The 17,140-nt window shown below is 71.0% G+C and carries 20 protein-coding genes; 10 read left to right on the top strand and 10 right to left on the bottom strand.

Annotated features, from left to right (window positions below):
- Nucleotides 1-462: 462 nt before the first annotated feature.
- Nucleotides 463-879 (bottom strand): DUF1761 domain-containing protein, encoded by a 417-nt coding sequence (locus ACFY3N_RS03140; protein WP_390814910.1) that lies wholly within the window; start codon nucleotides 877-879, stop codon nucleotides 463-465.
- A 177-nt stretch (nucleotides 880-1,056) separates the two neighbouring features.
- On the opposite strand from ACFY3N_RS03140, the gene ACFY3N_RS03135 reads away from it, so the two are divergent.
- The gene (locus tag ACFY3N_RS03135) at nucleotides 1,057-1,272 is read left to right on the top strand and encodes a Txe/YoeB family addiction module toxin (protein ID WP_390815033.1); all 216 of its coding nucleotides are present in this window, start codon (nucleotides 1,057-1,059) and stop codon (nucleotides 1,270-1,272) included.
- Here the strand turns inward: ACFY3N_RS03135 and ACFY3N_RS03130 are convergent.
- The 3 genes from ACFY3N_RS03130 to ACFY3N_RS03120 form a co-directional block, all read right to left on the bottom strand.
- Nucleotides 1,266-1,736, bottom strand: a complete 471-nt coding sequence (locus tag ACFY3N_RS03130) for an ATP-binding protein (protein WP_390814909.1) — start codon at nucleotides 1,734-1,736, stop codon at nucleotides 1,266-1,268. The genes ACFY3N_RS03135 and ACFY3N_RS03130 overlap by 7 nt on opposite strands.
- 146 nt (nucleotides 1,737-1,882) lie before the next feature.
- On the bottom strand, nucleotides 1,883-2,164 hold the full coding sequence (locus tag ACFY3N_RS03125) for a type II toxin-antitoxin system RelE/ParE family toxin (RefSeq protein WP_390814908.1): 282 nt from the start codon (nucleotides 2,162-2,164) through the stop codon (nucleotides 1,883-1,885).
- Between the two features lie 5 nt (nucleotides 2,165-2,169).
- Nucleotides 2,170-2,451: a type II toxin-antitoxin system Phd/YefM family antitoxin gene (locus ACFY3N_RS03120; RefSeq protein WP_390814907.1), complete on the bottom strand. Its 282-nt coding sequence runs from the start codon at nucleotides 2,449-2,451 to the stop codon at nucleotides 2,170-2,172.
- 95 nt (nucleotides 2,452-2,546) lie between these two features.
- Here ACFY3N_RS03120 and ACFY3N_RS03115 point away from each other — a divergent pair, with 95 nt between their 5' ends.
- The 3 genes from ACFY3N_RS03115 to ACFY3N_RS03105 all read left to right on the top strand — a co-directional run bounded on the left by ACFY3N_RS03115 (nucleotide 2,547) and on the right by ACFY3N_RS03105 (nucleotide 4,198).
- The gene (locus ACFY3N_RS03115) at nucleotides 2,547-2,966 is read left to right on the top strand and encodes a hypothetical protein (RefSeq protein WP_390814906.1); all 420 of its coding nucleotides are present in this window, start codon (nucleotides 2,547-2,549) and stop codon (nucleotides 2,964-2,966) included.
- A gap of 177 nt (nucleotides 2,967-3,143) precedes the next feature.
- Complete coding sequence (locus ACFY3N_RS03110; RefSeq protein WP_390814905.1) at nucleotides 3,144-3,995, top strand: Scr1 family TA system antitoxin-like transcriptional regulator; 852 nt, start codon at nucleotides 3,144-3,146, stop codon at nucleotides 3,993-3,995.
- On the top strand, nucleotides 3,992-4,198 hold the full coding sequence (locus tag ACFY3N_RS03105) for a DUF397 domain-containing protein (RefSeq protein WP_390814904.1): 207 nt from the start codon (nucleotides 3,992-3,994) through the stop codon (nucleotides 4,196-4,198). The genes ACFY3N_RS03110 and ACFY3N_RS03105 overlap by 4 nt, the downstream gene beginning before the upstream one ends.
- A gap of 451 nt (nucleotides 4,199-4,649) precedes the next feature.
- Here ACFY3N_RS03105 and ACFY3N_RS03100 read toward each other — a convergent pair whose 3' ends face one another.
- The 3 genes from ACFY3N_RS03100 to ACFY3N_RS03090 all read right to left on the bottom strand — a co-directional run bounded on the left by ACFY3N_RS03100 (nucleotide 4,650) and on the right by ACFY3N_RS03090 (nucleotide 7,066).
- Nucleotides 4,650-5,282 (bottom strand): RloB family protein, encoded by a 633-nt coding sequence (locus ACFY3N_RS03100; RefSeq protein WP_390814903.1) that lies wholly within the window; start codon nucleotides 5,280-5,282, stop codon nucleotides 4,650-4,652.
- The gene (locus tag ACFY3N_RS03095; RefSeq protein WP_390814902.1) at nucleotides 5,236-6,576 is read right to left on the bottom strand and encodes an ATP/GTP-binding protein; all 1,341 of its coding nucleotides are present in this window, start codon (nucleotides 6,574-6,576) and stop codon (nucleotides 5,236-5,238) included. Before ACFY3N_RS03095 ends, ACFY3N_RS03100 begins: the two co-directional genes overlap by 47 nt.
- A gap of 127 nt (nucleotides 6,577-6,703) precedes the next feature.
- On the bottom strand, nucleotides 6,704-7,066 hold the full coding sequence (locus ACFY3N_RS03090) for a hypothetical protein (RefSeq protein WP_390814901.1): 363 nt from the start codon (nucleotides 7,064-7,066) through the stop codon (nucleotides 6,704-6,706).
- Nucleotides 7,067-7,165: 99 nt separating this feature from the next.
- Between ACFY3N_RS03090 and ACFY3N_RS03085 the strand changes: the two genes are divergently transcribed.
- Nucleotides 7,166-8,278 carry a hypothetical protein gene (locus ACFY3N_RS03085; RefSeq protein ID WP_390814900.1) on the top strand — a complete coding sequence of 371 codons (1,113 nt, stop codon included), beginning with the start codon at nucleotides 7,166-7,168 and terminating at the stop codon, nucleotides 8,276-8,278.
- Nucleotides 8,279-8,505: 227 nt separating this feature from the next.
- Here the strand turns inward: ACFY3N_RS03085 and ACFY3N_RS03080 are convergent, their stop codons facing one another.
- Both ACFY3N_RS03080 and ACFY3N_RS03075 read right to left on the bottom strand, forming a co-directional pair.
- On the bottom strand, nucleotides 8,506-9,279 hold the full coding sequence (locus tag ACFY3N_RS03080; RefSeq protein WP_390814899.1) for an SDR family NAD(P)-dependent oxidoreductase: 774 nt from the start codon (nucleotides 9,277-9,279) through the stop codon (nucleotides 8,506-8,508).
- Nucleotides 9,280-9,340: 61 nt separating this feature from the next.
- The gene (locus ACFY3N_RS03075) at nucleotides 9,341-10,021 is read right to left on the bottom strand and encodes an MOSC domain-containing protein (RefSeq protein WP_390814898.1); all 681 of its coding nucleotides are present in this window, start codon (nucleotides 10,019-10,021) and stop codon (nucleotides 9,341-9,343) included.
- An 80-nt stretch (nucleotides 10,022-10,101) separates the two neighbouring features.
- On the opposite strand from ACFY3N_RS03075, the gene ACFY3N_RS03070 reads away from it, so the two are divergent.
- Nucleotides 10,102-10,998, top strand: a complete 897-nt coding sequence (locus tag ACFY3N_RS03070) for a LysR family transcriptional regulator (protein ID WP_390814897.1) — start codon at nucleotides 10,102-10,104, stop codon at nucleotides 10,996-10,998.
- 105 nt (nucleotides 10,999-11,103) lie between these two features.
- On the opposite strand, the gene ACFY3N_RS03065 is transcribed toward ACFY3N_RS03070, so the two are convergent.
- Nucleotides 11,104-11,433 carry a WhiB family transcriptional regulator gene (locus ACFY3N_RS03065; protein WP_390814896.1) on the bottom strand — a complete coding sequence of 110 codons (330 nt, stop codon included), beginning with the start codon at nucleotides 11,431-11,433 and terminating at the stop codon, nucleotides 11,104-11,106.
- Nucleotides 11,434-11,813: 380 nt separating this feature from the next.
- On the opposite strand from ACFY3N_RS03065, the gene ACFY3N_RS03060 reads away from it, so the two are divergent.
- The 4 genes from ACFY3N_RS03060 (at nucleotide 11,814) to ACFY3N_RS03045 (ending at nucleotide 17,039) form a co-directional block, all read left to right on the top strand.
- Complete coding sequence (locus tag ACFY3N_RS03060; protein ID WP_003948568.1) at nucleotides 11,814-12,425, top strand: response regulator transcription factor; 612 nt, start codon at nucleotides 11,814-11,816, stop codon at nucleotides 12,423-12,425.
- A gap of 1,108 nt (nucleotides 12,426-13,533) precedes the next feature.
- The gene (locus tag ACFY3N_RS03055) at nucleotides 13,534-14,121 is read left to right on the top strand and encodes a sigma-70 family RNA polymerase sigma factor (protein ID WP_145867694.1); all 588 of its coding nucleotides are present in this window, start codon (nucleotides 13,534-13,536) and stop codon (nucleotides 14,119-14,121) included.
- Nucleotides 14,122-14,280: 159 nt separating this feature from the next.
- Nucleotides 14,281-15,786: an IMP dehydrogenase gene (gene guaB, locus ACFY3N_RS03050; RefSeq protein WP_390814895.1), complete on the top strand. Its 1,506-nt coding sequence runs from the start codon at nucleotides 14,281-14,283 to the stop codon at nucleotides 15,784-15,786.
- 128 nt (nucleotides 15,787-15,914) lie between these two features.
- Nucleotides 15,915-17,039, top strand: a complete 1,125-nt coding sequence (locus ACFY3N_RS03045) for a GuaB3 family IMP dehydrogenase-related protein (RefSeq protein ID WP_390814894.1) — start codon at nucleotides 15,915-15,917, stop codon at nucleotides 17,037-17,039.
- Nucleotides 17,040-17,140: the final 101 nt, after the last annotated feature.

Below are 17,140 nucleotides of genomic sequence, written 5' to 3'. Positions count from 1 at the left end.
CGGACCCGGACCCGGACCGCGGAGGGCGGGCGGGCAGGGCCTGGCGTGTACGGGCGGTCCGGGAGCGAGGAGAGAATGAGGCCATGGCGATGTGTAGGAAGTGCGGTGCGGACAAGCGCCGTTGGCCTCGTTCCTGTTCCCGGTGCCCTTCCCGGTCGGACCGGGAGGACACGGCCGCGGACGCTGCCGAGCTGGCCGTGGAGACAGGACTGCTCGGGTGGGTCGGGCGGGGGATCATGAGCGTGGTGCGGCTGGTACTGCGCGCGGTCGACTGACCGCCCCCCGCGGACGTGCCCCGCCGCCGAGCGCCTCGCCGCCGTCCGTCCGCGTCGCCCGGCCGGCTGTCCGCCGCCCGCGGGCCGGCCCACCGGCCCCGTATGGATGCCCCGGGGCCGCAGCGGCGCCTCGCCGTGCCCCGTGCCGATCCGGTCCTTCCGGCGACGGAACCCGGCCGACGGGGACTCAGCGCATCGCGACCAGGACGACGCTGCTGAGCACGCTCGTGGTCACGAAGAACGGCGCGTTGAGGACGCCGTAGTACAGCGGGCGCGGGATGTTCGGGTTGATGGCGATCTGGAAGGCCATCGCGCAGAGATAGCCGACGCCGACGAGGAGCCCGAAGACCACGGCGTCCCCCGTGCCCGTGATGTCGAGCGCCTCGACGAGCACGGCGCTGGTCAGGACGGTGACCAGGAGACACACCGGCGGACCCGCCATGGTGAGCGCCGTCTGCGCGGGCGCCGCCGCGCCCTCGCGGCCGAGGGCCACGGCGTACGGCTTGGCGATCACGACCGCGAACCACAGACCGGCGAGCACGAACGAGGCGACGGCGGCGATCGCGACGGCCGGCCAGTCGATGTCGGCGAGAACGGAGAACACGCGAGGACTCCTTGCGGAACGGGCGGCCCCTGTGGCCGCCGGGGGCACGAGTCTCGGCGACGTACAGGACAGGATGTGTCCGCTTCCCCCGCCGGGAGCACGGCGGAACTGGAGGCCCTGGCGGAGGACGGCGAGTGAGGGACGTACGGGTTCCGTCCCACTGGGTGGGAGGACCTTCTGTACCGGCAGGCCGCCGACAGGACGCTGCTCCGCAGGCTCGTCCGCCGGATCGTCGAGATCCAGCGGGACCCCTTCACCGGTATCGGCGAACCGGAGCCGCTGGAGGGAGACCTGTCGGGTCACCGGTCACGCCGGATCGACGACGAGCACCGCCTCGCCCACCGGGCCACCGAGAAGGCAGTCGTGACCATCGAGGCCCGGGACCACTACTGACGGACCGGTACGGCGGGTACCACGGCCCAGACGGTCTTGCCGGGGGCGCCGGGGCGTGGAGCCGTTCCCCACTGCTCGGCGAGGGCGGTGACGAGGAGGAGCCCCCGCCCGCCGTCCTCCCCGGTCCCGGCCTCCCGCGCCTCGGGCAGCCGCTCGCCCCGCGCGTCGTCGACCTCGACGCGTACGTGCCCGCCGTCCTCCCTGCTGAGCCGCAGCTCGGCGTCCCGCCCGGGCACCCGGCCGTGGGTCACGGCGTTCGCGGCCAGTTCGGCCACGACCAGCTCGACGGAGTCGTGCGCCGGGGTGCCGTACCGCCAGCCCCAGGCGTCCATCTGGCAGGAGGCGAGCCGACGGGCGAGCCGGGCACCGCGCGGGGAGGCGGTGAAGCGGAACGAGAACACCGTCTGATCGGCGAGGGGAAGCGGCAGCGCGGACCGCCGCTCCGTGCGGGGGGAAGTGGTCATGCCCCGAAGATCCCGTGCCGACACCCCCGTCCACCAGGTACGACGCCCTCACGGCGGTTGTCTGTCGGAGCGGCGGGCGGCGCTGTCGTGCCTGTCGGGGGTGACCTCCGGGCAGCCCGGTGCGGACCGTGCGAGGTGCTGACGCCTCAAGGAACCTGACGGCAGGCCTCGCGGCGGTTGCCCACGGTCAGGACCCACACGACGAGCCGGCCGTCCTCGACGGTGTAGACGACCCGGCAGTCACCGACCCTGAGTCGCCACCGGGCATCGTGCCCCCGGAGGGCTTTCACATCGAACGCCGCCGTGTCCCCCGCGTCCATCGCCTTCTGGAGTTCGGTCAGGCGGTACAGGATGCGCAGGGCGTCGGGGCGCGGGATCTTGAGCATGTCCCGCTGGGCGTGCGGGGTGAAGCGCGTGACGTACCCCATGCGGATCAGCGCTGCTGGTCGCGGAGCAGGGCGGCCATCTCTTCGAGCGAGACCGACCCGTCGGTGCCCTCGGACTCGGCTTCGTCGGCCAGCCGGTTGAGCCATGCCTCTTCGGCGTCCTCGGCGAGTTGGCGCAGCCGCTGGTACTCCCGGATGTCGATCACGACGGCTTCCTGCTTGCCGCGCCGCGTGATGATCGTCGGCGTCTCCTCGCGGCGGGCGCGGTCGATGACATCGGCGAGGTGGCTGCGGACCTCGGCCATGGATTCGACTACCGGCTCACTCATGTCACAAATGTATCAGATGTACATGAAGGTGGCAGGCTGTCGGCCCGACGGGCTTTGCGGACGAGACCGGGCGGCTCCTGCCCACCTTGCAGGACATGCCGCCGAACTGGACTCCGTACAGAGAGGCACGCGTCTCCTCGGCGGAGGAACCCGGACAGTGCCACCAGGGCCGGGCGGAGTACAAATCGACGGATCCGGACGTCGGGCATCTGGTCGCGGAGTTCACCGTCTACGCCTGCCCCAGCGCCGACACGGCCGGCACCGGGTACAAGGAACTGGTCCGTCGGCAGCAGGGTTACGACGAGACGACCCCGATCTCCATGCCGCGCTTCGGCGACGAGAGCACGGCACTCGTCTACTACAAGGCCCCCGAGGACAACACCACGGCGGTCACGGTGGTGCGCACCGGAACCGTTCTCCTCATGCTGAAGTACGCACACGTGGACGATCAACCCGAGTACGCGGCACACGTGCAGGAGCTGACCGCGATCTTCGCCGGCCTGACCACAGGCTGACCAACCGGTGTCCGGGTGATGCGGCCGGCGGACCGCACGTGGTCAAGTCTCACTGTACGAAGAGGCGTTCACTCGTACGACGCAACTCGTGGGGATTCCGGTCCGGTCGACACGGAGGGCGTCCTACGGTGCGAGCACGGGTGACCGGTGGACGGATGTGCTGAGGGGGCGGGTGCGATGGAGCCGGGAGCGGACTCGGGTGCGGGCGTGGAGGGCGGCGCGGGTGCCGATTCCAGCGGGGAGTTCCTGCGCTGCTTCGGCCGCCAGATGAAGCTGCTGCGGGAGGCCGCGGGGCTGACGCAGGCGCAGTTGGGCGAGCGGGTCGGGTACGGCGAGGCGCAGATCGCGGCGGTGGAGCAGGGGCGGCGGATTCCCCGGCCGGAACTGGTGGACGCGGTGGACCGGGAGGTGGGCGCGCGGGGCGTGCTGGTGGCGATGAAGGGGGAGGTGGCGAAGGCTCGGTATCCGGGTTTCTTCCGGCGGTACGCAGAGCTGGAGGCACAGGCGGTCGAGTTGCACGCCTACTCCGACCACGTGGTCAAGGGGATCCTGCAGACGGAGGAATACGCACGCGCCGTCTTCCGCATGTGGCGTCCGCTGTTGGACGAGGAGACGATCGAGCAGGGCGTGACGGCACGGATGGAACGCCGGAAGCTCTTCACCCGTCGGCCTGCTCCGTTGCTGAGCTTCGTCATTGAGGAACACGTTCTGCAGCGACCTCTCGGAGGTCCGGAGGTGCTGCGGGGCCAACTGGAACAACTGTTGCTGTACGGGCATGAACGCAACGTCGAGTTGCAGATCATGCCGACACGACGCGACGAGCACGCAGGACTGGCGGGCCCCTTCACATTGATCCATCTCGCCGATCAGCGCAGGATGGCTTATATGGAGGTGCAGGACGCAAGTGCCCTGTACTCGGACCCGAAGAAGGTCAGTCCGTTGGAGGCGACGTACAGAGTCCTCACGGCGCAGGCGTTGACTCCCAGGGAGTCGCTGGCCTTCATCGAAAAGCTGTTGGGAGAGCTATGAAGACAGGCAGCCCCGCGCCTGCCACTGGCGAACTGCGCTGGTTCAAGAGCAGCTACAGCGCGGGCAACGGCGGTGATTGCGTCGAAGTCGCGCACGCAGGTACGGCCGTACTGATCCGTGACTCCAAGCGCCCGGACGCGGCGGTCCTCAACGTGCCGTCCGCCCAGTGGACGGCGTTCGTGCGGATGGCCGCAGGCGTCTGAGGCGAACGAGGGGCGGTGGGAAGCCGTTTGCGCTCCCCACCGCCCCTCACCCATGCCCGGAGGGCGCTGCTCTGCTCACTCACTCCCGGGATCGGCACGTCCTTGGTCTTTCCTGCGCCGCCGCCCGTTCGGACGCGGCCCATCCGCTCACCGCCACGGCACCGCTTCCGCACGCCAGGACCCCCAGGCACCGGAGGCCCAGGCGAACACCGCGTCCTGGCCGAAGCGGTGTCTCAGCCCACGCGCCTCGGAATCGCCCAGGCCGAGGACGGCGACGCTCTCCGTACGAGGCCGGTTACGAGATCCGCGGCGGATGGACCGCCACCTGGGCGCGTTACCGCGTCCTTCTGGCCGACTGAGCCGCGTCAACGGATGTCGACACTGACCCGCTGTCGGCGCGGACAGGCGCCTCAGCGTCGCCACAGCCAGAACGGACGCGTCCGCGCGGCAGTCAGTTCTGCAGATGTGCCGGGACGATCTCCCGGACCAGTCGCCACATCCCGCTCGACGGATTCCGCTTGTGTTCCTCACCCGGTTTCGCCAGTGCCCGCGCCCGCTCCACGGCCTGCGGCCACGCCTCCCGGTAGAGGTCGAAGGCGAACCTGTTCGCAGCCTTGCTGTAACCGCCGTGGTGGGGGAGGAGATGCCGCTCGGCCTGCCGGAAGCCGTCGACCGGGGCGCGGTGGTCGCGGAAGTGGAGCAGCAACCACAGCTCGAAGCACGGGTTCGACAGGGCGATGTCGATGCGCTCGGTGTGGGCCAACCGCATTGCCTCGTCCAGGTGCGCGAAATCGTCCACGTCGAGAACACACCACGTGCGGTCGTAATGATCACGGGCCCGTGTGCGCTCACCGGCCGCGTGGCGGACCACGGACACCGGGTCCTGCGGACAGACCTTGACCCGCACATCGACGGCACGGTTGTCCACCACTCTCAACAAGCCCTTGATATAAGTCGGTTCGGTGTTTCTCGCTCCGCACACCACCAGGATCGTCGGTAACGCGTCCCGGTACGCAGGCCTGCGGCGTAGCGTGGACTCACGCCGTGGATTCCTCCGGCCGTCCTGCTTCGGATCCCTCGCCATCCGTCTCCCCCCGCCCGGCGATCGCCAGCGTGAACGTGTCATCGACCATGGGCACCGCGCCGTAGCTTCCGTTGAGATAGCGCCGCTCCCGGTTCTCGTCCTGGCGCGGCCGGAAGTCGGACAGCGGATACAGCGAGCTCTCCCCGAACTCGTTCTTCGCCACGAACCAGATCTGGTCCCGCTTCAGGATGTCCTCGCCGGCCCTGCGGCCCAGCAGGCTCACATCGTGGCTGGTGAACAACAACTGGGCTCCGTGCGGATTGCGTTCGGGGTCCTGGAAGAGACCGACGAGGAAGGCGCTGAGCCGCGGGTGCAGGCTGCTGCCCAACTCGTCCACGACCAGGGTGCCACCGCGGCGGGCCATCCCCTCCAGCGTGAACGCGTACTCCACCAACGCCTGCGTACCGGCGGACTCCGCGTTCAGCGGCACCTCGAACGGGCCGTTCCTGCCGGTGTGCCTCATAAGCAGTTCGTGGCGTGTCCGCCGGTACGTCCTCGGCATGTCGAAGAGCGCCTCCGTCTCGGCACCCCGGGAGACGGACCGCGGGGAGTACAGCTCCTCCTCGACCGTCTCCACGCGAAAGTCCTCGATGCCGAGGTCCGCGACGCGCAGCAGATCCCGCAGATGGGTCGGCTCTCCACGTTGGTCCAGTCGGCGTGCGAGATTCCTGACCATCAACGCGCGGTTCATCGGACCGTTCGTCAGAGGGCCGCCGAACACCAGGTCGCTCCGGAACCACCGGTACACCGGGGTGACCACGTCCGTGGCCGTCTTCGACCGAGCGGCCATGGAGAGGAACAGTGCGTTGGGAGCCGTCACGTCGGCGACCGTGTGCAGTTCCTTGGGACGGTCCTGCGAACTGCCGACACGGAAGTCGTCCCCGTTCCGCTCGAACACCACCCGTTTGCGTCCCTCCGGGTAGGCGTACAGCCATTCGCCGACGACGTGGTCGTCGTCCACCTCGAAGCCGTAGACGTACCTGACTCCGCGCACGAGGAGGTCGGCGACGTACCAGGAGGAATCCGTCTCCCGAACGTCGGAGAGGAAGGGCTGCCTGCTCACGCCCTCGCCGTCCTCCGCCAGGAGATGCGACCGGGTCACCATCTCCGCCATGTAGCGCAGTGCGTCGACGACGTTGGACTTGCCGGCCGCGTTCGAGCCGAAGACCCCCGCGACCGGCACCGCCTCCCACGCGGTGCCCGGTGGTCGGTCCCCTTCGTACACCGGTTGAAGTTGCCACTCCAGCTCGTCGCGAATGGAGCGGTGGTTGGCCACCCTGAAGTTCAAAAGCATGAGTACCCCCCTCGCGCAGGCCAGCTTCACCCGGTTTCGTGCAAGTGAATCGCCGGTAGGGCGGAGTGGCAAGCAAAACTGGGAAGTCAGGTGCCAGATTGAGCCTTAGGGGTGTACGCCCATGCCGTCAGGGCCGTACGGCCTCGGACCGGAGGTCCTTGAGGAAGAGTCCATTCGATATTTCCCACTCCGGCATCCGGTTCGCCACTTCCACTGTCCGCCCGTCCGGCACGGGCGTCGCACGCGGGTCTTCCGTGGGTAACAGCAGCCACAGGCCGTGCGGGGTGTCCGCCGGGCCGCCTGCTGGAGGCGTGCCGGCAGACGGTCCACCGGCGTCCCAAGAGCGGGCGACCAGACCGGCTCCGTGCAGCAGGATCACCGAGCGCGTGCCCGAATCCTCCGCGACGTCCACGACCCGCTGCCGTACCCGCTCCGCCGCCGGCCGCGTGTACGAGGCGAGCACCGCGCCCGGCGAGCCCGTCAACGGCACGGGCGGCAACACCTACGAGCACCGGCACCGGCCGGAACGGCGTCGCCGGTGGTGCGAGGGGCGGTTCGGCCTGTCAGTGGGGCCGGTTACCTTCGGCCCATGTCGATCACCGCACAACTGCGCGACTCGGTGAGGCTTCCGGGTGGGCGCGCACTGGTCAACGGCTTCGCGCTGGAGAACCGTGGGGACGGTTCGTGCCGCGCCCTGCTCCGGAACGGGCATGAGCTGGAGGTCTACGACCTCCGGGAGCTGTTCGCGGGGGAGCGCGCGCCGGCGGTCGTCTTCCCCCTTCCCTGGCCCCGGTGGGACCACGGCGTCCACTCGGTGAGCCCGGACGGCACCTTCGCGGTGTTCTCGGGGCAGCGCGCGGTGCGGGCCATGGGGACGGACGGAAAGACGCTGTGGGAGTACCGGCACGGCTGCTGGGGCCCGGAGCTCGGCCATCCGCACACGGGGGACGAGCAGGAGGTGTGCCGGGGCCTGGAGCACGGCTCCTGCCGGGTCTCGGACGACGGCCGGCTCGTGTGGGCGCACGTCGTGGCCGAGCCCGAGCCGGGCGACTGGCAGGAGCGCTGGGTGGTCCTGGACGCCCGGGACGGACGGGAACTGGCCCGGCTGCCGCTGGTGGACAGCGCGGCGGCCGGTTCGCACCACCTCTCCCACCCGGACGGTGTCCACATGGGGCTGTGCATCGGCATGGGCCAGGACGGCATCCTGCTGCACTGGGCGCGCCGGGACGGCGAGAAGCTGACCGGCTGGGACGTGAACGAGGGCCTGGACCGCATCCTGGCGGACGTCCACCCGGCACACCCCGGCTTCCTGACGGTCGAGCACTACGGGGCGGACCTGCGGCTGCACGCCCTGGACGGCACGGTGATCGCCGAGCGGGAGCCCGGACCGGCCGACGACGAGAACGAGGACGAGGACGAGGAGGCCTACTGGGACTACGGCTGCGGATTCGTCGACGCCGACACGGTCATCGCCTCGACGGTCGACGCCGACGAGGATCCCGAGCGGGCCCGCCACTGGCTGCTCGACGCGCACACGCTGCGCGTACGCGGGGTCATCACGTACCCGACGGGCCACGTCGACGGCTACGCACGCCCGCTCGGCGACGGGACCTGGCTCACCTACGACGACGAGAGCGGGACGCTCCACCGTTGGGCGCCGGCCGCGGCATCCCGAACGCCTCCGGCGCCCGGGACGAGGTGACCGGTCCGCCCCGGCGATCGTCCTGGACGTGCACGGGTTCGTGTACGTCGTGAGGCCGGAGTGGTCGAGCCGGTGCGCCCGGTCCGAGGGTGCGTCCGGCCTCATGAGGACGACGGGGCGGACGCGGTATTCGTTCGGTCGGCCTCTGGCGGGCTCACGCGTGAAGCCGTGCCGCGGGTCCCGGACCGGGGACCGGGCCGGTCGGACCGCGTACCCTCCGGACGCCCCTACCGGGGCCCGTACTTCCGCCCCGTCCGCGACGAGATCCCGCCCAGCAGTCCGCGCGGGACCAGCTTCGCCGCTCCCATCAGCGCCTTGTAGCGCGGATCCGGGATCGACAGCGTCTTGCCCCGGGCCAGGTCCGTGAGCGCCGCCGCGGCGACCTTGTCCGCGTCCAGCCACATCCAGTTCGGGATGTTGTCCGTGCCCATCCCGGCCCGCGCGTGGAACTCGGTGCGCACGAACCCCGGGCACAGCGCCATCAGCCGCACGCCGTGGCCCGCCAGGTCCTGCGCCGCGCCCTGGGTGAACTGCACGACCCAGGCCTTGGACGCCCCGTAGGTCCCGCGCGGCACGAACGCGGCGGTCGAGGCGACGTTCACGACACATCCGCGGCCGCGCTCGCGCATCGCCTCCACCGCCGCCGACGTCAGCCGGAGCACCGCCTCGCAGTGCACCTTGAGCATCCTCAGCTCGTCGGCCATGGGGACGTCGAGATAACGGCCCCGGTGGCCGAAGCCGGCGTTGTTGATCAGCAGGTCGACGGGGTTCTTGCGGTCGCCGAGGCGGTCGGCCACCGCCTCGATGCCCTCGTCCCGAGCCAGGTCGGCGGTCAGCACCTCCGCCTCGATGCCGTGGCGGTCGTGCAGCTCGGTCGCCTGTTCGCGCAGCCGGACGGTGTCGCGGGCGACCAGCACCAGATCATGTCCGTCGGCCGCCAGCCGCCGCGCGAACGCGGCACCGATCCCAGCCGTCGATCCCGTAATCAGAGCCGTTGTCATGGCGCAAGAGTAGTTACCCGGAGTGGAGCCGTCCGCTTCATGTCATTCCATGGACATGCCGTCAGGCCGTCGCGCCCGCCCCGTACTTCTCCACATACGTCCGCGCCGTCGCCAGCGCCTCCGGATGCAGCGCCCCGCCCGCCGCCAGCAGCCGGGGCAGCAGCGTCCGCTCGGTCGTCACCGCGCGGAACTGCAGCGCGACCGTCACCTCGTGCTCCGGCCGGTGCACGATCCGTACGGCGTCGCCCGCGCGCACCTCACCGGGCCGGATCACGCGGAAGTACGCCCCCGGCGCGCCCCGCTCCGTGAACCGCTTCACCCAGCCCTTCTCACCCAGATGGCCCTGGAAGGTGCGGCAGGGGATACGCCCGGAGGTGACCTCCAGCACCACCTCAGGGCCGACGGCCCAGCGCTCGCCGATCAGGGCGCCGGAGACGTCGATCCCCTCGGTGGTGAGGTTCTCGCCGAACACGCCGTTCGTCAGCGGGCGCCCCAGCGTGCGCTCCCACTCGTCGAGGTCCTCGCGGGCCACGGCGTACACCGCCTGGTCGTCCCCGCCGTGGTGCCGGGTCTCGCACACGGCGTCCCCGGCCAGACCGCTCGCGCCGGTCCCCTTCGGCCCCGGCGCGGCCACCCGCACCGGCCCGTCCACGGGCCGCTTGTCGATGCCGGTCACGCCGTCGCGCTGGTCCGTGTACGGCACGGCCCTGGGGCGACCCAGGTTCACAGACAGAAGCTTCATGAGTCGCACGGTAAGCGATGAACGTCAAAGCGTCGATGGATTATCCGGCGCCGTATCAAAGGTCGGCTTATCCTTGAGGGGTGATCGAAGCCCGTCATCTCCGCGTGCTGCGTGCCGTGGCCACCACCGGTTCCTTCTCCGCGGCGGCCCGCGAACTGGGCTGCACCCAGCCCGCCGTCAGTCAGCAGATGAAGGCCCTGGAGGCGTCCGTCGGCACGCCCCTGCTCATCCGCAGCGGCCGCGAGATGCGCCTGACGCAGGCCGGGGAGGCGCTGGTGCGGCACGCGGCCGGGATCATCGCCGGACTGACCGCCGCCGAGGAGGAGGTCGCCGCCATCGCCGGGCTCCGCGCGGGCCGGGTCCGGCTCGTCTCCTTCCCCAGCGGCAGCTCCACGCTCGTCCCCACGGCCCTCGCCGCCCTGCGCGCCGCCCATCCCGGCACCCGGGTCTCGCTGGAGGAGGCCGAACCGCCCCGCTCCGTGGAGATGCTGCGCGAGGGCGACTGCGACGTGGCCCTCGCCTTCCGGTACGAGGGGGCGGCGGGCGCCGAGGAGTGGAACGACCTCGTCGTACGGCCGCTGCTGTCGGACCGGCTGGTGGGGCTCGTGCCCGAACGGCACCGGCTCGCCCACGCGGAGTCGGTCGCCATCGGCGAACTCGCCGACGAGCCCTGGATCGCCGGCTGCCCGCGCTGCCGGGGCCAGTTGGTCGAGGTGTGCGAGACGGCCGGCTTCACCCCGCGCATCGACTTCGCGACCGACGACTATCCGGCCGTCGCCGGACTGGTCGGCGCCGGACTGGGGGTGGCGGTGCTGCCTCAGCTGGCCATCGAGTCGCTGCGGCCCAGGGGTGTGCGCACCGTGGCGCTGGAGCCCGCCGTGCGCCGGGAGATCGTCGCGCTCACCCTCCCCGACCTCGCCCAGGTGCCGGCGGTCACCGCGACGCTGGAGAAGCTGGCGGGGGCGGCCGCCCGGTGAGGGGGGTCCGGGTGCGGGGTCACCGCGCGTGAGAAGCGGTTGATCACCCCCAGTGACAAAACAAGGGCACGTGTACGTGCCCCGTGCTTCTGAAGAAACGTTCCTTCAGTTGTTCGAAGCGGCGTGCTCGCCGGAGGCGGACGCCGACACGAGCCGGTTGCGCGCCCGGCCCATCAGCTCTTCGCGCTCGTCCTCGGTCAGACCGCCCCACACGCCGTACGGCTCGCGTACCGCCAGCGCGTGTGCGGCGCACTCGGCGCGCACCGGGCACCTCATGCAGACCTCTTTGGCCGAGTTCTCGCGAGCGCTTCGAGCCGCACCACGCTCGCCCTCCGGGTGGAAGAAGAGCGAGCTGTCCACCCCGCGGCAGGCGGCGAGGAGCTGCCAGTCCCATAGGTCCGCGTTCGGTCCGGGAAGGCGGGAGAAATCTGCCATTGCGTGACCCCTTGTAGCCGTTCTGGGCGGATCCGGTGTCCACGACCGTACAACTACGATCCAAGGAGATGAAAATATGACTCATTGCGAATCTAGCCCCGGACACCAGCAAAGGGGAAGAAAAGGGGCTGAATGGGGCATGGGTTGTGATGAAAGTTCGAGGGTCCGCCGCGCATGTCTCCACCGTGTCCGTCTCCTCACGTAGAGTGCCGAAGATGGCAGACAGCCCCGTAACTCTTTCGAGTGACCGTCGTTGAGAGTGCGAGGCGGTTGAAGCAACAAGCGCTCGGACGGACGTCCGAGGCGGTCGACCGCACAGGTGACGATTTCGTACCAGCCTGGAGGCTCAAGGTGACGCGCATCAGCTGCGGAGGGCGGCCATGACTTCCGTCCTCGTCTGCGACGACTCCCCGCTTGCCCGAGAGGCGCTCCGCCGCGCGGTTGCGACCGTGCCCGGCGTCGAGCGCGTGACGACGGCTGCCAACGGCGAGGAAGTCCTCCGCCGCTGGGGAGCCGACCGCTCGGACCTGATTCTGATGGACGTGCGCATGCCCGGTCTGGGCGGCGTCGAGACGGTCCGGCGGCTGCTGTCCGCCGACCCCGGAGCGCGCATCATCATGCTCACGGTCGCCGAGGACCTCGACGGTGTGGCGCTCGCGGTGGCGGCCGGCGCGCGTGGCTATCTGCACAAGGACGCCTCCCGCGCGGAGCTGCGTGCGACGGTCACGCAGGCGCTCGCCGACCCGACCTGGCGGCTCGCCCCGCGCCGGCTGCGCTCCGCCGAGATGGGCGCGGCGCCCACGCTCACCGCGCGGGAGATCCAGGTCCTCGAAGGCATGAGCCACGGCCGCTCCAACGCCGAGATCGGCCGCGAGCTGTTCCTCTCCGAGGACACCGTCAAGACGCACGCGCGGCGGCTCTTCAAGAAGCTCGGCGCGTCGGACCGGGCCCACGCGGTGGCGCTCGGCTTCCGGTGGGGCCTGGTGCGGTAGGGCTCTGCGCGGCGATCACGCCGGGTGGCGGACAGGGCCCCGTGCCCTGCACCGCGGGACGGCGGCGGGGTGCGGGGCGCAGCGCCGGATGCCCGCGCGCTCCTGCCCGGCGCGGAGCCGGGGGCATGGGTGCGGCACGAACCGAGCGGGAGGTCCTGGGTCCTTCCCTCATCGGGCCGGCCTGCCTCCGCCTGTTCCGCTCCGGAGTGCGGCAGCCCGCGGCAGTCGATGCGCGGGGGCCTGCGAACGCTTCCGTCCGAGACCCGGCCACGGCCGCCGACGCCACACCCCTCGCGACCGGTCGTACACGCGCCGGGTCCGGGCGAAGCCCGTCGGCCGACGGCGCGGGGCTCGGCGGCCACGGGGTGCCGTGACCCGGCGGAGCCCGGTCCCGACGGGCGTGGAGCCTGCGGCTCCGCGTGGTGTGTCCTCGGCGGGTGCGCGGGTTGTGCCTCGGCGCGGTGGGTTTCCGGTGAGCCTGTGGGTTGTGGCTCCGCGTGGTGCGTCTTCGCCTGGTGTCCGGTTGGTGACTTCGCGTGGTGTGCTGCCGGTGGGTGCGTGGATCGTGGCTCCGCGTGGTGTGCTGTCGGCGGGCACGTGGATCGTGGTTCCGCGCGGTGCGCTGTCGGTGGGGCCGCAGTGCGTGGCCTCGCGCTGTGCGCCGTCGGCGCCCGGAAGTCCGTGTCGCCGGCCGGTGTGCCGCCGAAGGCGTGAAACCCGTGGCTCCGCGTGGCACACCACCGGGTCCGCGGACCCGAACCGAGCCGCACGGCGGTCCACGGAGCCGACCGGGTGGGTCCCGGGCGCGCCGGGCCGGCGCAACCGGACGGATCTGCCGCGCCCGGGGTGCGGGCGGGCCCGTCGTCCGCCGCGCCCGGGAGGTGAAAAACCCCGTCCCACCAGCGCATCGGCGGCAGCCGCCGGACGCACGCTGCTCGTTTCGCCGCGGATGCCGCATCCTTGAGGTGTGGAGTTCCTCGGGGACGAGTCGGTCGAGCGGAAGGGGAGGGCGCAAGGGATGAGTTCCGGCGCACCTGCTCATAACGCTTCGGTGCACAACCAGGGACACGGTGCCGCGGACCAGACGTCCGCAGGGCACCATGGACCGATGCGCGACGACGAGGCGGGCACTGCCCAAGGGGCGATCGGTGCGCTCGTCCATCGCGCCGTCGACGGGGACGAGCAGGCCACGCACGATCTGCTCGCCCATGTCCACCCCCTGGCCCTGCGCTACTGCCGCACCCGTCTGTCGCGCCTGCCCGGCGACGCCCGGCACTTCGTCGAGGACCTCGCCCAGGAGGTCTGCGTCGCGGTGCTCCTCGCGCTGCCCCGCTACAAGGACACCGGCCGGCCCTTCGAGGCGTTCATCTTCGCCATCGCCTCCCACAAGGTCGCCGACCTGCAGCGCGCGGCGATGCGGCACCCCGGCTCGACGGCCGTGCCCTCCGACGAGATGCCGGAGCGCCCCGACGACTCCCTGGGCCCCGAGGAGCGCGCCCTGCTCAGCAGCGACGCCGAATGGGCCAAGAAACTGCTGGCCAACCTGCCGGAGAACCAGCGCGAGCTGATCCTGCTGCGGATCGCCGTGGGCCTCACGGCGGAGGAGACTGGACAGATGTTGGGAATGTCACCCGGCGCGGTCCGGGTGGCCCAGCACCGCGCGCTGAGCCGGCTGCGCGCCCTGGCGGAGCAGTAACCCCGCCACCGCGCCGCCTCCTTGGCATATGAACGGAAGATCAGCCGTTCCCGTACGAACATACGAAGCCCGGAGCCGTGCGCAACCGTGGAATGAGACACCCACGCTTCCCGTTAGCATGGACATCCGCACCGATCAAGGCCATTTGGGGAAGGTGTCATGACTGCCAACGTCGACGGAGTGCCCGGTAAATTCGCGACACTCGGGCTGACCTACGACGACGTGCTGCTGCTGCCGGGCGCGTCGGACATGGCGCCCGACCAGATCGACACCGCCTCGTACGTCTCCAAGAACGTGCGGGTCAACATCCCGCTGCTGTCCGCCGCCATGGACAAGGTCACCGAGTCGCGCATGGCGATCGCGATGGCCCGCCAGGGCGGCGTCGGCGTCCTGCACCGCAACCTGTCCATCGAGGGCCAGGCCAACCAGGTCGACCTGGTGAAGCGCTCCGAGTCCGGCATGGTCACCGACCCGATCACCATCCACCCGGACGCCACGCTCGCCGAGGCCGACGCCCTGTGCGCGAAGTTCCGCATCAGCGGCGTCCCGGTCACCGACGGCAACAAGAAGCTGCTCGGCATCGTCACCAACCGTGACATGGCCTTCGAGACCGACCGCTCCCGCCGGGTGCGCGAGGTGATGACGCCGATGCCGCTGGTCACCGGCAAGGTCGGCATCTCCGGTCCGGACGCCATGGAGCTGCTGCGCCGCCACAAGATCGAGAAGCTTCCGCTGGTCGACGACAGCGGCGTCCTCAAGGGCCTGATCACGGTCAAGGACTTCGTGAAGGCCGAGAAGTACCCCAACGCCGCCAAGGACGCCGAGGGACGGCTGCTGGTCGGCGCGGCGGTCGGTGTCGCCGGTGACGCGTTCGAGCGCGCCCAGGCGCTGATCGAGGCGGGCGCCGACTTCATCGTCGTCGACACCGCGCACGGCCACTCCCGTCTGGTCGGCGACATGGTCGCCAAGATCAAGTCGAACTCCTCCGGCGTCGACGTCATCGGCGGCAACGTCGCCACGCGCGACGGTGCCCAGGCCCTCGTCGACGCGGGCTGCGACGGCATCAAGGTCGGCGTCGGCCCCGGCTCCATCTGCACCACGCGCGTCGTCGCGGGCGTCGGCGTCCCGCAGGTCACGGCGATCTACGAGGCCGCGCTGGCCGCCAAGGAGGCCGGCGTCCCGGTCATCGGCGACGGCGGACTGCAGTACTCCGGTGACATCGCCAAGGCCCTGGTCGCGGGTGCCGACACGGTGATGCTGGGCTCGCTGCTCGCGGGCTGCGAGGAGTCCCCGGGCGAGCTGATGTTCATCAACGGCAAGCAGTTCAAGTCGTACCGCGGCATGGGCTCGCTCGGCGCCATGCAGACCCGCGGCGACCGCAAGTCGTTCTCCAAGGACCGCTACTTCCAGGAGGGCGTCGCCTCCGACGAGCAGCTGGTCCCCGAGGGCATCGAGGGCCAGGTGCCCTACCGCGGCCCGCTCTCCTCGGTCGTCCACCAGCTGGTCGGCGGCCTGCGCCAGTCGATGTTCTACGTCGGCGGCCGGACCGTGCCCGAGCTCCAGGACAACGGGCGGTTCGTGCGGATCACCTCCGCGGGCCTCAAGGAGAGCCACCCGCACGACATCCAGATGACGGTCGAGGCGCCGAACTACAGCCGCAAGTAGGCGGCAGGCCTCCCGAGGGCGGTCCCGGAGCATCCGGGACCGCCCTCGCCGTACGTCCGGGGCGGTGGGCGCCGCGGCCGTCGGGGATACTGGAAGGCGCTGCAACGCATCAGGGAAAGGCCACAGACGTGACTGAGATCGAGATCGGGCGCGGCAAGCGCGGCCGCCGGGCGTACGCCTTCGACGACATCGCCGTCGTCCCCAGCCGCCGTACGCGGGACCCGAAGGAGGTCTCGATCGCCTGGCAGATCGACGCCTACCGCTTCGAGCTGCCGTTCCTGGCCGCTCCCATGGACTCGGTCGTCTCCCCGGCCACCGCGATCCGCATCGGCGAGCTCGGCGGCCTCGGCGTGCTGAACCTCGAGGGCCTGTGGACGCGCTACGAGGACCCGCAGCCGCTGCTGGACGAGATCGTCGGCCTGCCCGCCGAGGCGGCCACCCGCCGTCTCCAGGAGATCTACGCCGCTCCCATCAAGGAGGAGCTGATCGGGCAGCGCATCAAGGAGGTGCGCGACTCGGGCGTGGTCACCGCCGCCGCGCTCTCCCCGCAGCGCACCGCCCAGTTCTCCAAGGCCGTCGTCGACGCGGGCGTGGACATCTTCGTCATCCGCGGCACGACGGTCTCGGCGGAGCACGTGTCCGGCGCGCACGAGCCGCTGAACCTGAAGCAGTTCATCTACGAGCTCGACGTCCCGGTGATCGTCGGTGGCTGCGCCACCTACACGGCCGCCCTGCACCTCATGCGCACCGGTGCGGCCGGCGTGCTGGTCGGCTTCGGCGGCGGCGCCGCGCACACCACGCGCAACGTGCTCGGCATCCAGGTGCCCATGGCCACCGCGGTCGCCGACGTGGCCGCCGCCCGCCGCGACTACATGGACGAGTCCGGCGGCCGGTACGTGCACGTGATCGCGGACGGCAGTGTCGGCTGGTCCGGCGACCTGCCCAAGGCGATCGCCTGCGGCGCGGACTCCGTGATGATGGGCTCCCCGCTGGCCCGCGCGACGGACGGCCCGGGCCGCGGTCACCACTGGGGCATGGAGGCCGTCAACGAGGAGCTGCCGCGCGGCCAGAAGGTCGACCTCGGCACGGTGGGCACGCTGGAGGAGATCCTCACCGGCCCGTCCCACACCCCCGACGGCTCGATGAACCTCTTCGGCGCCCTGCGCCGCGCGATGGCCACGACCGGCTACAGCGAGCTGAAGGAGTTCCAGCGCGTCGAGGTGACGGTGGCGGACTCGCAGCACCGGCGGTAGAGCCGGCGCGGGCTTCGATACGGCGCTGAAGGGGCCGGTCACCAGGTGACCGGCCCCTTCAGCGTGTCCGGGGGCGCGCGTGGTGCTCAGGGGGCGCGCCA

It is taken from the genome of Streptomyces sp. NPDC000348 (genome assembly GCF_042898795.1).
In the GTDB taxonomy this organism is placed as follows: domain Bacteria; phylum Actinomycetota; class Actinomycetes; order Streptomycetales; family Streptomycetaceae; genus Streptomyces.
Note: the sequence above shows the minus strand (reverse complement) of the source record. Positions and strands in the feature narration are given on the sequence as shown.